12 protein-coding genes and 1 tRNA gene are annotated in these 14,378 nt (G+C 46.9%); 12 read left to right on the top strand and 1 reads right to left on the bottom strand.

The window, feature by feature from the left end:
- Nucleotides 1-218: 218 nt before the first annotated feature.
- The 7 genes from HMPREF9140_RS08245 to HMPREF9140_RS08215 all read left to right on the top strand — a co-directional run bounded on the left by HMPREF9140_RS08245 (nucleotide 219) and on the right by HMPREF9140_RS08215 (nucleotide 6,172).
- Nucleotides 219-437, top strand: coding sequence for a hypothetical protein (locus tag HMPREF9140_RS08245; protein ID WP_006953242.1), 219 nt, complete (start codon nucleotides 219-221; stop codon nucleotides 435-437).
- 22 nt (nucleotides 438-459) lie between these two features.
- Complete coding sequence (locus HMPREF9140_RS08240; RefSeq protein ID WP_006953241.1) at nucleotides 460-1,974, top strand: leucine-rich repeat domain-containing protein; 1,515 nt, start codon at nucleotides 460-462, stop codon at nucleotides 1,972-1,974.
- Nucleotides 1,975-1,986: 12 nt separating this feature from the next.
- Nucleotides 1,987-2,184: a hypothetical protein gene (locus HMPREF9140_RS08235; protein ID WP_006953240.1), complete on the top strand. Its 198-nt coding sequence runs from the start codon at nucleotides 1,987-1,989 to the stop codon at nucleotides 2,182-2,184.
- 211 nt (nucleotides 2,185-2,395) lie between these two features.
- Nucleotides 2,396-2,857: a hypothetical protein gene (locus HMPREF9140_RS10680; protein WP_216593055.1), complete on the top strand. Its 462-nt coding sequence runs from the start codon at nucleotides 2,396-2,398 to the stop codon at nucleotides 2,855-2,857.
- Between the two features lie 178 nt (nucleotides 2,858-3,035).
- Complete coding sequence (locus HMPREF9140_RS08225; RefSeq protein WP_006953238.1) at nucleotides 3,036-3,977, top strand: DUF6261 family protein; 942 nt, start codon at nucleotides 3,036-3,038, stop codon at nucleotides 3,975-3,977.
- Nucleotides 3,978-4,238: 261 nt separating this feature from the next.
- Complete coding sequence (locus tag HMPREF9140_RS08220; RefSeq protein ID WP_006953237.1) at nucleotides 4,239-4,550, top strand: T9SS type A sorting domain-containing protein; 312 nt, start codon at nucleotides 4,239-4,241, stop codon at nucleotides 4,548-4,550.
- A gap of 101 nt (nucleotides 4,551-4,651) precedes the next feature.
- Nucleotides 4,652-6,172 carry a glycoside hydrolase family 10 protein gene (locus tag HMPREF9140_RS08215; RefSeq protein WP_006953236.1) on the top strand — a complete coding sequence of 507 codons (1,521 nt, stop codon included), beginning with the start codon at nucleotides 4,652-4,654 and terminating at the stop codon, nucleotides 6,170-6,172.
- Between the two features lie 436 nt (nucleotides 6,173-6,608).
- Here the strand turns inward: HMPREF9140_RS08215 and HMPREF9140_RS08210 are convergent, their stop codons facing one another.
- On the bottom strand, nucleotides 6,609-7,619 hold the full coding sequence (locus HMPREF9140_RS08210) for a malate dehydrogenase (protein ID WP_006953235.1): 1,011 nt from the start codon (nucleotides 7,617-7,619) through the stop codon (nucleotides 6,609-6,611).
- Nucleotides 7,620-7,940: 321 nt separating this feature from the next.
- Here HMPREF9140_RS08210 and HMPREF9140_RS08205 point away from each other — a divergent pair.
- The 5 genes from HMPREF9140_RS08205 to HMPREF9140_RS08185 all read left to right on the top strand — a co-directional run bounded on the left by HMPREF9140_RS08205 (nucleotide 7,941) and on the right by HMPREF9140_RS08185 (nucleotide 13,893).
- A tRNA-Ser gene (locus tag HMPREF9140_RS08205) sits at nucleotides 7,941-8,028 on the top strand.
- A gap of 122 nt (nucleotides 8,029-8,150) precedes the next feature.
- The gene (locus HMPREF9140_RS08200; RefSeq protein ID WP_006953234.1) at nucleotides 8,151-10,859 is read left to right on the top strand and encodes a SusC/RagA family TonB-linked outer membrane protein; all 2,709 of its coding nucleotides are present in this window, start codon (nucleotides 8,151-8,153) and stop codon (nucleotides 10,857-10,859) included.
- Between the two features lie 18 nt (nucleotides 10,860-10,877).
- Entirely contained in the window at nucleotides 10,878-12,488 is a 1,611-nt protein-coding gene (locus HMPREF9140_RS08195) for a RagB/SusD family nutrient uptake outer membrane protein (RefSeq protein WP_006953233.1), read from the top strand.
- A 63-nt stretch (nucleotides 12,489-12,551) separates the two neighbouring features.
- A complete protein-coding gene (gene rfbC / locus HMPREF9140_RS08190) occupies nucleotides 12,552-13,106 on the top strand; it encodes a dTDP-4-dehydrorhamnose 3,5-epimerase (protein WP_006953232.1) in 555 nt (184 codons plus the stop codon).
- A gap of 7 nt (nucleotides 13,107-13,113) precedes the next feature.
- Nucleotides 13,114-13,893 carry a DUF4738 domain-containing protein gene (locus HMPREF9140_RS08185; RefSeq protein ID WP_006953231.1) on the top strand — a complete coding sequence of 260 codons (780 nt, stop codon included), beginning with the start codon at nucleotides 13,114-13,116 and terminating at the stop codon, nucleotides 13,891-13,893.
- The last annotated feature ends 485 nt before the right edge of the window (nucleotides 13,894-14,378 follow it).

The following is a 14,378-nucleotide window of genomic DNA, read 5'->3' as shown; positions in this document are numbered from 1 at the left end:
AAAAGTAGCTAACACACACACACACACACACACACACACACACACACACACACACCTAGCCTCACCTAACTTATTTTTACGCGCGCGTAGAAGTTACGCAAATCCTTTAGACAACAATACTCCCGCGAGTTTTGTTGTTCAGTTTTTCGTGTCCTTTTACGAATGAATCAAGAACGAAATAAGAACTCAATTAAGAAATATTTTAAACGATTATTGGAATGAAAAGACACTTATTATTATCAGCATTTTTGCTTGCTTTCTGTTTCCATGCTAAAGCTTGGGACGGCAGCGGATTAACAAAGTCCAACGTTATTGATGACAAGGAAAACGAAGGACAGGAAATGCAGAACGATTCGTTGTGGGGGAATAAAACTCAACCCCGTTTCTCCATTCCTACGGGGTGGGGAACAATGGGATTTTTTAGTGCAATTATTTAATTCAAAAATCATAACTATATAAATGAGAAGATTGTTATTCATTATTTCATGCTTTGCCATAGCCATTGCAGGCAAGGCGCAAGCCCCATCTTTCAGCACGCCGAATGCGGCGGGGGTATTACTGCATTACAACATCATCGATGCGGCGAATAGGTATGTGGAATTTACAAATAGTTCTGGCGGAAGTTCTTGGTGGCTCACAGACTACACCGCAACTACTATAAGTGTACCTGCCACGGTGGTAAATCCAAATAACGGACAAACCTATACGGTAAAAAGAATTGGAGATTATGCGCTTAATAATAGCGCAGTAAAACACTTCGATATGCCCACAACTGTAGAAGAAATTGGAAGAGAAAGTTTTCGATACGCTCAATTGCAAGACCAACTTATTTTTCATGAGGGACTTCGCAATGTAGGAACTACCTGTTTTGATAATGGAACTTACGCCACAGGTACAGACCTTACACTAACCCTCCCTTCTACCTGCGACAGCATCGGCTGGATGAATTTTGCACATGCCTATAACACCGGCACCGTAGATTTAAGCAAATGCACAAAGCTGAAATATCTTGTCGGTCTCAACTTCCATCGTGGCAATATCCATACGCTTCTTCTTCCAGAAGGGCTTGTATTCATTAATGGGGGTACATTTGATGACAATAAACTTGTTTCTATTGACATCCCTTCTACTGTAAGAAGGATTAACTATAATGCTTTTGGAGACAACCCGACGCTAAAGACTGTCAACCTCCGTAAGGTACCAGTAGTTATTGATTGCGAGAATGGAGGTTTTGGAAGCGGAGCTCCTTTTAGAGACGCTCATGCCGACCTGAAAATATATGTCAATACCGACCATGCCGGGCTTTATGCTGCTGCCTCCGGATGGTCGGACCATGCCGGACACTATGTTGAAACTGTAGATGTAGGCACCAGCGGCTACACTTCCTACTACCTCGAGAACGAGAATTTTGTAGTTCCCGCCGGCTGCACGGCGTATATCATCACGGGCATAACTCCGAGCGGAAGTATTATGACTCCCGACCAAGCCCAAGTAACGGCATTCACAGCAGGCAAGATAATCCCGAAGCAAACGGGATTTATTCTGCAAGGAACGCCCAGTTCAACTATTGAATATTATGCGGCCGTTGCGGGAACGGAGGAGAGCGTGGCGGGCAATCTGCTCATCGGCACCGCCACCGAACAGGAGTTCAACGCAGCCGGTTACAAATATTATATCTTCTCCAATAACGGCGACGAGGGCCTGGGTTTCTATAAGCAGGGCACTCGGAATGGTGCTTCCATCAAGCTGGCGGCTCATCGCGCGGGTCTGCGTCTGCCACTAGCCATTGCGCCCGCCAAAGGATTTACAATCGACTTCGATGCCGCCCGCAAGGAATCCGAAACGACCGGCATTCACACTGTCAAGCCTACAACGCCCGCGAAAGAAGACGTCGTCTACGACCTCCAGGGCCGCCGCGTAACGAATCCCGGCCGCGGCATCTACATCGTCAACGGCAAGAAAATCATCAAATAACTCAACGAAACAATGAAGACAAAATACATCGCCCCCGGCATCAAAATCATTCAGCTCGCAACCGATAATAACATCGCCCAGTTTGTAGTCAGTTCGCACTCGGTGCCCGAGAATGGCGGACTTTCCAAGCCCGACCTTATCAACGAGGAATCCGACGACGACTCCGATGAGCCCGGCAATGTGGGATATAATAAAATGTGGGAGGATTGAAATGCATTCGGTCGGGCCTCGGATTATTATTTTATGCGGATTTGGCCGGCAGGTCGCACGTAGTCTAAATCCATACTTCGGCCGGCAGGTCGCAACGTGGACGGATGCCAATTCGGGCCAGAATGGCCCGCACGTAGGGACAGACCCCGTGTCTGTCCGCCCTATTCGGCAGGTCGGGATGAATATATGGGCCGATAGATCCGAATATATCATGCGGTCGGTAGACCGAATTGGCATTGATTCGGACAGACACGGGGTCTGTCCCTACATGCGGGCGGAACGCCCGAGTTGGCATGGGGTAGGGCGCGACAACGATAAAAACCCTTTTCACAACGTGCAAAACGGTCGTGACGACGGTAATATCGGTTTTGTTGATATGCAAAACCATCCCTACATCAATAATACCCTTTCCTACGCCGTAGATTTCAGCATGACCGATGGTGTTGGTTGTTTCTACGCTGTAGATTCCAGCATGACCGACGGTATTGGTTGTTCCTACGCTGTAGATTCCACCATGACCTATGGTGTTGGTCGTTTCTACGCTGTAGATTTCACCATGACCGACGGTGTTGGTCATTTCTACGCCGTAAATTTCACCATGACCTATGATGTTGGTTGTTTCTACGCTGTAGATTCCATCGCGACGATGGTGTTGGTCGTTTCTACGCCGTAGATTTCACCATGACCTATGGTGCTGGTCGTCTCTACGCTGTAGATTTCACCGCGACGATGGTGTTGGTCATTTCTACACTGTAGATTTCACCACGACCAACGGTGCCGGTCATTTCTACACCGTAGAGACCATCGCGAAATATCTGTTTATTATTCTAATCATCTTAAAAATCAAAATTATGGCAACAACAACAAGTCCAATCAAGCTGGAAAGCAACCGCGGCGCGCGTTTCAGTAATACGGCGCACGCGAAGTTCCATCAGACGCAGTACGACCTCATCTCGAAGGCCGATTTGCCGAAAATCAACGTGTCGCCCGACATGCTCAAGGAGTGGAAGGATGCCATCGAAGTCGAGGTTGAGATTACTCGGCAAGCGCAGGCTTCGGTCATAACCAAGGAGATGCTTGTCAAAGACCGTGAACGCGATGAGGCGCTGAATAACCTCTTCGGAATCATCCGCGCCCAGCGTTATTCGCACGTCGAGCCGGTGAGGAAGGCCGCCGAGAAGTTGTCGGTGGAGCTGAAACCCTATTTCGGAATCCAAAAGGAGATTAATGAGGACGAAACGGAACTAATCCGAGGTATGGAAAAGGACGCTACGCGGCTTGTTCCCGAAATCGCCGTACTCGGACTGACAGATGTTATGCAGCATCTTCACACTGTGAACGAGGAATATGAGCGCCTCATCGTGACCCGTCGCAACGATGGCGACGCTCTGAATCTTCCCGACACTCGCGTCGCTCGTCAAACCTCGGAGCGCATTTTTGAGGCCATTTGCCAGTGCATTCAGGCTAGCTATCTTCTTTCGACCGTGGATGCCGACCGGAAGATGATTACCACTCTGGTGACGGGCATTAATCATATCTCCTCCGATTTTCGCGATACTCATGCCCAAAGTCAGGCGCAGAAAGCAGCAGCCAAAAAGAGGAAAGAGGGTGATGATTCCGGTAAAAAGCCGGGCGACGGTAAGAAGCCCGATGATGGTAAGAAACCTTCCGATCCGAAAAAACCGGATGACCCGAAGAAACCAGATGACAAGAAACCCGGAGACCCCCAAAAGCCCGGTGGCGATACCCCGAAACCCGGACGCGAGGAAGATCCGGGCGAGGATCAGGTATAAGAAACTCGTTTATATTATCAATTTGAAAAAAGACCTGCACACTCCGAGATGGACGCGTGCAGGTCGCTCTTTTTATAGCCATATACCTGGCCGCAATAAAAATAGATTCTCCAGGAATCGACATATTGATGAGGCTCGAAAATAAAAATACGCCTCCCGTGCTTATTAATGAATGCTAAAATAAAAACTAAGACCAGACATATAAAAGAGTCTTAAGCCTCAAAGCATTATCTTTGCAACACATAAAATGGAGGCCAAATTATGAAACAGAAAATACTCACACTAATCATTCTATTTTCGCTAACACTATCAATCATCCCCTTCAACGCGAAAGCAAATACAGCAATCGAAATCTTCGACCAAGATTTCCAAAACATATCCATATCCGTCTCAGGCTCGGTGCTCCGAATAGAAGGTGCTGAAAACGAAACCCTTCAAATTTACAACGTCACCGGAGTACGCGTGGTGAGCATCAGAATCGACGGCAACGACAAACGTTACAACCTCAACCTGCCGAAAGGTTGCTACATCGTGAAAGTTGGAAAGGTTGTCAGGAAAATATCCATAAGATAAACCCACAGAAATCTTTTTATCTTCATAGGAAGCGACGCCCTGTCAACTCTCTACACTATTAGAGAGCGCAGGGCGTTCTCTTTGAATAATAATAAAGCAATATGAACAAAACTCGTTTTCTATCAATCATCATGCTCGCAGCCTTTCTTTTGGGCGCAATGAGCCAGCCAATCAACGCGGCCGGCAAAACAAAAAAACGTGAATTTCGCGGAGCATGGATTCAGTGTGTCAACGGACAATTTCAAGGGCTGGGCACCTCGCAGATGCAGGCCACACTCGTTAAACAACTCGACGAACTGCAGCGTGACGGAATAAACGCCATAATATTCCAGGTCCGAGCCGAATGCGACGCACTCTATCAAAGTAAATACGAACCCTGGAGCCGATTCCTCACCGGAACACAAGGTCTTGCACCATCGCCCTATTGGGATCCGCTGCAATGGATGATAGAACAATGTCACCGACGCGGTATGGAACTCCACGCCTGGGTGAATCCGTATCGTGCAAAAACCAAGGGAACAACCGCGCTCGCCACAAACCACATTGCTATGCGGCGGCCCGATCTGGTGTTCACCTACGACAGTCAATACATCCTCAATCCAGGTATAGCCGAGAACCGAAACTACATCTGCACAGTGATTGCCGACATCGTGAGGCGATATGATATAGACGGACTGCACATCGACGACTACTTCTACCCCTATCCCGTGGCCGGAGTATCCATACCCGACCAACGCGAATATCAACTCTATAACAAAAACTCGCTATCACTCGGCGATTGGCGACGCAGCAACGTCGACAGATTCATTAAACAGCTCTCTGACACCATTCACGCCGCCAAACCATGGGTGAAATTCGGCGTGTCGCCTTTCGGAATATTCCGAAACGCATCTACAGCACCAGGCGTCGGAAGCCGAACAAGCGGATTGCAGAACTATGATGACCTCTACGCTAACATCCTACTCTGGGTGAACAACGGATGGATAGACTACTGCGTACCACAACTCTATTGGGAAATCGGGCATAAGGCAGCCGACTATAAAGAGCTTATCCAATGGTGGAATCGTAACGCCGGCGGCCGGCCACTCTACATCGGTGAGGATGTTCTGCGAACCGTCAAGGCGCCTGACCCTAACAACCCCAACCAACATCAACTCCCAGCCAAACATCGTTTATACGAACAAGCTGAAAACGTTCAAGGCACTGTGCTATGGTATGCAGCAGCCGTTGTAGATAATCCCGGAAACTATGCCGGAACCTTACGCAGCAACTATTGGCGATACCCGGCTCTGCAACCCTCCATGCCGTTCATAGACGATAAAGCTCCTCGCAAACCCGGCGGAATGAAAGTGCGCAAAATGGACGACGGTTACTATCTTTTTTGGAAAGAACCCAAAGGGAAAGGTTGGAAAGACGAACCATACAAATACGTAGTCTACCGCGCTGAAGGAACCGTCGCACCCAACCTCGACGACCCGTCGAATATCGTAGCCATAACCTCATTCCCGCTCGTAAAACTCAACGGTTATAAGGATGGAAACAAGAAATATACCTATGTTGTCACGGCGCTCGACCGGATGAGCAACGAAAGTTCAGGAAAGAAAAAGAAAATAAAACTCTAATACTGGGATTCATGCAATATAAAGAGGGTGTGCCTGTATAGACACACCCTCTAACCATTTAAAACCTCTCTCTATTTATTATCTTATTTTCCTGAAAACTTTATGCAGTCAGATTTCTGTTTACTCTCACTGCCTGTGCTATTGCTCCTGCAATCACTGCGATTACCGCTAATACTACTGAAATCATAATCTTTTTACCTTTCTTTTTGTGTCGGGCGCCCTTTGCGTCCGGTTATTTCTTTAACCTTTTAAAATTCGGATGCAAAGATATGCCGCCGTCATTTCCATGACAAGAATAACCCTTTGCAACAGCTTTCAGCATGGTATATTGTTGCCGTGCATCAATCGACTTGACATCTGTCAACCGTTTCAGATTGAATAAAAAAGTGCGCCGAGAACAATCTCGACGCACTCCCAATGAAAACCTTATAATTAATTATAAATTCGGATTCAGCTCCTTCCATTTATCAATCGGCGGAAGAGCACCGAGTGAAATAACCTGGTCGCGCAGGCCCTGCAAGTGAGCATAGGAAGCATCGAGCGAAGCAACTTCTTCCTGAGTGCCCATAACCGGCTTAGTGTACACGCCATCGTTAGTGATACGCGTTGGCATGGCCATCATCACGTTCTTATAACGTGCAGTGTCGGCATAGGTTCCTGAAGGATATTCGAATTCCTCGCCGCCCATAGCAGCCTCTATCATCTTAACAGCCAGATAAGACGGACTCTGGAACGACGACCGTCTGCGAAGCTCTATAATTTTTGCACCACCCTGTGTAACTTCTTCTTGCAGCTTCTTCCATTCCTCGGCTGTGATTCCTTTACCGTTGGCCTTAGCCTTACCAGCAATGATGTCCAGCAAATTAACGCCGCAGATGGTTGTTGGCGACGCAAACACTGCCATCTTTTCGCCATGACCACCGTAAGTGTAAGCGTTTTTGATTTCGCTCTGGCTAACTCCGAAATGCTTTGCTAGTGCGCCTTTCAAGCGAGTAGAGTCGAGTGCTGCAAGCGTGGCAACCTGATTAGGTCTCAAACCCGAGTGCACCAAAGTAACCAAACCTGTGATGTCGGCCGGATTAAAGATAACGACGCAGAACTTAGCATCCGGGCAGAACTTCTTAATATTCTGTCCCAATTCCTCGGCAGCTTTCGAATTACCCACGAGCAGGTCCTCGCGTGTCATTCCTTCCTTACGAGGGGCACCGCCCGACGAGATAACATATTTAGCTCCTGTAAAAGCTTCCTTAGCGTCGGTTGTCGCAACGATATTCGCATCGTCGAATCCGCATTGGCGCATTTCTTCGGCCACACCTTCAGCCGAGAAAACGTCATAGAGAGTAATATTCGGAGTTAGTCCAAGCATCAACGCAGTTTGCGTCATGTTAGAACCAATCATGCCGGCCGCGCCGACAATAACAAGTTTGTCGTTTGTTAGATAGTTCATAAAATCGAATTATTTTAAAATTAATTTGATATCCTAAAACAGTCAGCCATTTACTATTAGCTGTTTGCAAATTTACAAATTAAATGTCCATTCCGTGCCGCAGGATTATTGTTTTATGCTATTTGGCTGAAGAGGTAGATTTTGCTTTGCACCTAATTTGGTCTCTACATATACGGTTTAAAGGATGAAAACAAATTAGGGCTTAAAGAAAAACAAGAGGCGAAAGCGAGGAGAGGTTCTCTATGGTCGTGTCTGATGTTGACGAAGAGGTACCGTATCTTGCGGGGGAGAAAAAAAGTTCTACCTTTGCATTCGTTCGAAGGAAAGTTGGCAGAGTGATCGAATGCGCTGGACTCGAAATCCGGTATACCCCTTTCGGGTATCGGGGGTTTGAATCCCTCACTTTCCGCAAAGAGAAGAGGATGTGGCAATTGTCACATCCTTTTTTTGTTGTTCTAAATAGTTGTTCGTAGCGATTGGGGCGAATGCTTTGCATTATCTTTGTTGACAGATAAATCTAATCGTGGATATATGAGAATGAGGTCATCCGTAATTATTTTTTTTATTCTTCTGTCAACCGGTACGGGAAGAGCTGTCGCACAGGAGAGGAACATTTGGCAGGCTAACGACAGTGCAAGAATAGCCGAGATGTTCGGTTCGGCCGACGTGGTGACGCGTGAACGAATGAATAAAGGTTTGGTGATGAATCCGATTACGGCGCTCGGCGGACAGTCGGCAGGCGTGAACGTGCAGTCGGGAGGCGCCGACAGGATGGCTATGTTGAGTAGCGTTCGGGTACGGGGAACAACGTCGCTCACGGGTGGAAACGACCCGCTGGTGATTATCGATGGTGTGTCGGCCGATTTGGCGACTCTAAATACTATTTATCCGGCCGACATAGAGAGCTTCACCATTCTGAAGAATGCGGCCGAGACTGCAAAATATGGGTCACGCGGTGCGTCGGGTGTTATTTTGGTTACAACGAGGAAAGGTCGCGGCGGACAGTTCCAAATATCCTACGATGGGAATGTGGGTTTAGAATCGGCCTATAAGTTTTTGCCGATGTTGAGCGGCAAGGAATATACATCCACAGCTCGCTTGATGGGTTTGAGCTTCAACGATGGCGGATGTGATACTGATTTTCAGCGTGCCATAACACGCGTGGGAACAGTTCAGAGTCATCATGTTGCATTTTCGGGCGGGTCGGACAAGCAGAACTATCGCGCTTCGCTCGGCTATATGAATCACTACACGGTGATTAAAACTAATCGGAATGAAAACTTTTCGGCTAAGCTTGATTTATTGCAACTTGCTTTCGACGACAAACTGCACATCGATATGGGTGTTTTCGGATCGACGCAGAAAAACTTCAACGTGCCCAACGTTCAGCAGTTATGCTATTCGGCAGCGACGCATAACCCGACTTTTCCGAAAGGAAGAAATGCACAAGGCAAGTGGGATTTGAATACTACGGCCTCGCAGATTGCTTCGCCGATGGCGCTGTTGCTTCAGGATAACGATGAGCGTAGTTTGAATTTCAACACTCATCTAAGACTCACAGCAGATGTTACGAGCGGACTGAGATTCGGAGTGTTCGGAGCATATTCTTTCAACTCCACCGAGCTGGCACAGTTTCTCCCCACGTGGGTGGCAGCGCAGGGGCAGGCCTATCGTAGCGAGCATAAAAGTGAAGGTTGGCTTATGAATGCAGAGCTGGATTATTCCCATACATGGAGCGTTCATTCGCTTAAGGTTCATTTGCTGGGCGAATATCAGCGTAACCGACAAACGGGCTTTTGGACGCAGGTTAGGGGATTCACAGTAAACGATTTCGGCTACCATAATCTTGGTGCAGGTTCGTTGAGACCGTATGGTGGCACGGGAAGTCGATACGAGGTTCCGTCACTGGCGTCTGTAATGGCTAATGTGAGCTACTGTTTGATGGAACGATATACGGCTACGATTACTACGCGTGCCGACGGGAGCTCAATGATTGGACGACAAAACAGATGGGGAGTTTTTCCGTCAGCATCGCTGGAATGGGATATAAAACGGGAAATTTTCATGCATAACCTACGTTGGCTGTCGATGTTGAAACTGCGTTCTGGCTACGGAATGTCTGGTAACCTGGGTGGAATCGGTTCTTACAATTCTCTTCGTCTGGTTGGTCCGAGCGGTATAGTTCCGCTTTCGGGTTCGCCCACGGTGACTATGGGCATAGTGCATAATGCGAATCCTGATTTGAAATGGGAAACAAAGTCGACTTTTAATATCGGGGCCGATATGGGGTTTGTGAATAATCGGGTGGTTCTCACGGCTGAATATTATTACTCCAAAACACGCGATATGCTTTATCTCTACGATGTACCTGTGCCACCCTACACCTACGACAAGCTGCTGGCCAACCTGGGTAGTATGAGCAATAGCGGATTTGAATTGGGAATGGGATTTACGCCTGTTCAAAAGCAGGATGTAGAGCTCAATGTGAATGTAAATCTTTCCTGGCAGCGCAACAAATTGCTCTCGTTGAGCGGCGAGTATAATGGACGGCGAATGTCGGCCCCGTCGATTAAGAGTATCGGGTCGCTGAATGGTGCCGGATTCCATGGCGGAAATAATAATGTGGTATACCAGATTGTGGGCCAACCGCTGGGAGTGTTCTATCTGCCTCATTGCACGGGATTGAAACGGAATCCTGATGGAAGCTATAGCTATGAAATAGAGGATTTGGACAAGAACGGGGAGATTAACCTCGAGGATGGTGGCGATAGACGTATTGCAGGACAGGCAACACCGAAGATGACGCTCGGCTCGAACATTAGTTTCCGCTTCAAGCAATTCGATATCTCAATGCAGATAAATGGGGCGTTTGGGCATAAAATATATAACGGAACCTCATTGAGCTATATGAATATGGCAAGTTTCCCCGACTATAACGTGATGAAAGAGGCGCCGAAGCAAAACATCAAAGATCAAACGGCAACGGATTATTGGCTGGAGAGCGGCGACTATGTGAATTTCGACTATGTCACGGTGGGATGGAATGTTCGCGTGAAATCGAGGTTCATAAATTCGCTCCGGTTCTCGTTGAGCATTAATAATCTGGCTACTATCACTGCCTACAGCGGACTCACGCCAATTGTGAATAGCTACATCGTGGGGTCTACGTTGGGCATCGATGATAAACGATCGTTTCCTGTCTACAGGTCGTATTTGTTGAGTGCAAGCATTCAGTTTTAAACTAAAGGAAAAGAACTTATGAACAAAAAAATATTTCTCATAGCAATGTCGACTCTGGTATTCATGTCGTGTCTTAATGAACAGCCGAAGAATCAGCTGCCCGAAGAGAAAATCTACGACAACGCGCAGAACGTTTATATAAACACCGTTGCGACACTCTATGCCTATTTCGGCGGAACTAATGACAGTCAGGGGCTCCAGGGAACATACCGCGGGGTCTACGACTATAATACTTTCACAACCGATGAAGCCATGCTACCCACAAGAGGCGGCGATTGGTTCGATGGCGGATTCTGGCAATCGCTATATCAACACAAATGGACGCCCCACGATGTCGCGTTAAACAATACCTGGAACTATCTGTTTAAGGTCGTCATGCTCTGTAATTGCTCGCTACGTAATATTGAGGAACATTCCGGGTTGCTCACTGCCGACCAGAAATCTAGTTACGAGGCCGAAGTGCGTGCTGTCAGAGCTATGTTCTATTTCTATCTGGTTGACATGTTCGGGCGCGTACCGGTGATAACTTCCGATAAAGTTCCGGTAAACGAAATTGTGCAAAATAAAAGAAGTGAGGTATTTCGCTTCGCATTCAACGAACTTCAAAAGGTTGCATCGATGCTACCGAATAAATCGAGCAATACGGATGGAACTTACTATGGTCATGTAACTCGCCCTGTTGCGTTTTTCCTCCTGGCTAAGTTAGCTCTCAATGCCGAGGTTTATTCAGACGACGACTGGACTGACGGCATACGACCTAATGGCAGTAATATTTTCTTCACCGTTGGAAGTCACCGACTAAACGCCTGGCAAACAACCATGGCATATTGTGACTCTATAACTGCATCGGGCTATCGGTTGGCATCAAATTATGCCGATAATTTCAAGATACACAATGAAACGTCACCCGAAAACATCCTCACAATCCCTATGGATAAGGTGCTGTATCCTACATTATATAAATATCTCTTCCGCTCTAGACATTATAACCATGGAGCGGCAATAGGATTCGGCGCTGAGAACGGTAGCTGTGCAACAGTGTCGACGGTAGAAACCTTCGCTTACGGAACTGATTCGCTCGATGCACGCTATAATCTCAACTTCTTTAGTGATACTTTGAGAGTTAAAGGTGCTGTGGTGCGGCTGAACAATGGTGATGCGCTAGTCTACAAACCACTAGAGGCGAAACTGGATCTCACCGGCTCAGCCTACGAAAAAACAGCCGGCGCACGTATGAAGAAATACGAGATAGACTTAACAGCCTACAACGACGGTCAGCTCCAGGATAACGACATTGTTCTCTTTCGCTATTCAGATGTCCTTTTGATGAAGTCGGAAGCTAAAATGCGAAACAATACTGATGGTTCTGCCGAGCTCAACATGGTCAGAGCACGCGTTGGTATGCCCGCTCGACAGGCTACGTTCCAAAATATACTCGACGAACGTCTTATGGAGTTGATGTGGGAAGGTTGGCGCAGACAAGACCTAATTCGGTTCGACCTGTTTACCTCTGCATACGACCAACGCACTCCTCTCGAAAACGAATACACTGGCTACACTACCGTTTTCCCAATTCCGGCCAATGCCATCGCGCTAAATCCTCTACTAACTCAGAATCCCGGATATTAAGTAGATGTTCACAATTAATTGTAAGCATCTACTTAACTTTGCTGCAATCAAAAACACAAAACAATGGATTATAAACAGACGGAAATAGAAGGTGTTTGGATCATAGAACCCAAAGTCTTCCATGATGACAGAGGTTATTTCTTTGAGTCCTGGCGACAGGATGATTTCGATGCTCACGTGGGTCATCACGTAAACTTTATTCAGGATAACGAATCGAAGTCAAGCTATGGCGTTCTTCGCGGATTACATTATCAAAAAGGCCAGCATTCGCAAGCAAAACTGGTTAGGGTAATTACTGGTCGAGTGTTAGATGTGGCAGTCGATTTGAGAAAGAGCTCGCCCACTTTCGGGCGTTATGTGATGGTTGAACTCTCGGCCGCAAATAAACGGCAGTTTTTCATTCCGCGCGGATTTGCTCACGGATTTCTCGTGCTATCTCCCGAGGCAGTGTTCACATATAAGGTCGATAATACCTATGTCCCCGAAAGCGAAGCAAGTTTACAATGGAACGACCCGCAAGTGGCAATTGAGTGGCCAATAAATCCCGAAGAAGTGATTCTTTCGGAAAAAGATCTTAAAAAGGCTCTTCCGCTTTCGGAAGCCGAAGTCTTCGAATAACAAAACAATGAGGCAAACAATAATTCTTTTGCTGGCACTTCTGAGTATTGTTGTTGCCTGCAAACGAAGATCAACACAGGAAAGCGAAGACAAGCAAGCCAAGCAGCTGTTGCAAGGACTTTGGACAACTGATGACACCGAAGAACCTGCGATGTTGGTCAAGGGTGACAGCATCTATTATCCCGACTCGGCAAGCATGCCTGTCAGATTCTGGATTTTTCAGGATTCAATTTATATGCAAGGACAGAATCTCAACGGCTATAAGATTCTCAAACAAACAAATGCTTTCTTCAGTTTCAATAATCAGAACGGTGACGAGGTTAACCTCTTCCGAAGTTCAAACAAAGACCTCATGGCATCGTTCGGCTATCATGTTTATGCAATGAACCTATTCGACAAATCGGGTTCAGACACGATTGTGAGCACCGATATGGGGTTCTATGATTGCCAGATCAGAACTTGTACCACGTCAGAAAGAGTGATTAAGTCTACCTACAACGATAATGGCATAGAGGTTGATAACGCCTATCTCGACAATGTTTCTACGCTTACTCTCCGCAGCCGCGACTCGGTGGTCTATAAGCACGATTTCCTAAAACAAGAGTTCTCCAACTATATTCCGCGCGATTTCATCGCACATTGTATCTTGCGCAATCTTGAATTTGACCGAGCCGATCGGAAAGCACTCTTTTTTAATGCAACGATTGGTATTCCCGATGCTTCGTCGGGTTACGTTGTCGAAGTACGAATCACTCCAGACGGCAAGATGTCTAAACGCCTCCGATAACGTCTTCATTTCTATCCTACATATCTGCCCATGCTCTGTCGCTTCTAGTAGAGCTTAGGCAAGATAATGCGAATCCGGTCGATATTCCTATATCCACTCGGAACGAGACGGTTCGCAATTCCAAGCCATGTCACAATTCGAGCGCCAGTCCGCATGTAGTGACAGACATGGGGTCTGTCACTACCGGCCGAGTGGAAGTTTATGTTTACAGGAATGGGAGTATTCGTCGCACAAAAATGGTGTGGATTTTGAGGATAAAATATTTCCTTATTTTCCCTTATATCGGTTGCCTAAAGGGTACGAAAATGGCACGGAGAATCCTCTCGGAATACCCGTGTATATTGGATATACGACGCTCTTCGCGCGTGCGTATGAAAAAGCGAATTAATAGGTCTGGCTTATGTGTCAGCACTTTTTTCGAACCCACCAAATATTCAGACGAAGAAATTACAGAGAAATCGAAATTTCTCCGCGTCGTACAGGGA

It is taken from the genome of Prevotella micans F0438 (assembly GCF_000243035.1).
In the GTDB taxonomy this organism is placed as follows: domain Bacteria; phylum Bacteroidota; class Bacteroidia; order Bacteroidales; family Bacteroidaceae; genus Prevotella; species Prevotella micans.
The sequence above is the reverse complement of the archived record's forward strand: the minus strand, read 5'-3'. Positions and strand labels throughout refer to the sequence as shown.